The organism is Streptomyces globisporus (assembly GCF_003501885.1).
GTDB classification, from domain to species: Bacteria; Actinomycetota; Actinomycetes; order Streptomycetales; family Streptomycetaceae; genus Streptomyces; species Streptomyces globisporus_D.
This window is the reverse complement of the sequence record NZ_QWFA01000401.1, coordinates 1-1,039: the sequence shown is the minus strand read 5'-3', so window position 1 is coordinate 1,039 and position 1,039 is coordinate 1. Positions and strand designations below refer to the sequence as shown.

General features: G+C 76.2%; 1 protein-coding gene. It reads left to right on the top strand.

Annotated features, from left to right (window positions below; translation table 11 throughout):
- Nucleotides 1-1,039, top strand: a 1,039-nt coding sequence (locus D3105_RS33970) for a hypothetical protein (RefSeq protein WP_240647140.1), incomplete at both ends; no start/stop codon positions are given.

Genomic DNA, 1,039 nt, shown 5'->3' with positions numbered 1-1,039 from the left:
CGCGTGGGCTGATGCCGGGCAGCGGATCAGCCTCGCACTGTGGGACGGCTCGCACACCGAGCCCACCGCCCGCCGCCACCCCCACCCGCATCCGAACCGCCGCTTCCGCCTGGATCTGCACCGCCACCTGTGGGATGCGCGCAGGGCCGATGAGCTGCGGCTCCGCTCGGGTGCCGACGGCCGGTCAACCGGGCACGCCGATCGGGCCGTCGACCCGGACCTGTGGAGCGCCGTGCCACCGGACCGCCACTGTGCCGTCGACCGGTGGGCGGCGGAGGCGGCGACCCTCCTCCGAGCTGAGGGACGGGGGCCGGGCGGCACGGTGAGCGTGCGGCTGGGCGGCCGACGCCGGCTGCTTCTCCGCCTGGAGGCCGACGAGGACGGCCCGGGCACACCTGCCGCGCGGATCGCGGCGGTGCTGCAGGATTCGGGTTCGTCCACCGCACCGGTGCTGCCGGACGCGGGGACCTGGGTGCTGCCCGACCTCGACCTGCTCCGTACCGGGGCGATCGAGGCCGGGCAACTGCACCCACTGGTCGCACGGGCGCTCGTGCCGGGCCTCCCGCCGACTTCGGCCCCGACCCGTTCACGTACCGGCGACGGGGCCGGAGTGACGCGCCTGGTGGAATGCCGGGGAGCCCAGCACCGGATCGGCCTGGTCGACGGGGCCCTCGCGCCGCTGGACCACGACCCGGCCGAGATCCGCCGCGAGGAACTTCTGGTCGCCCTCACCGGTACGCCGCTGCCCTGCCTCCGGGCCATCGACGAGGCACACCGACGGCCCGACTGCCTCACCGGTGTGCGCGAACGCCTCGACCACGGGGACATCGCCGGTGCGCTGGCCGTCGTCGAGGGGCTGCTCGGCCCCGAGGCGGTGCTCCGCGACGGCCCCCTGCGGGACGAACTGGAAGCCGCGGCCCGACGTCGGATCACCTACGGACTGTTCCGGGCCGATCTGCTCGGCCCCGGCCCCATCCGTCGCCGCTTCGACCCCCGCCGCCCTGTCGACCCCCGCCCGCGCAGGGCCCGACGACCGCGC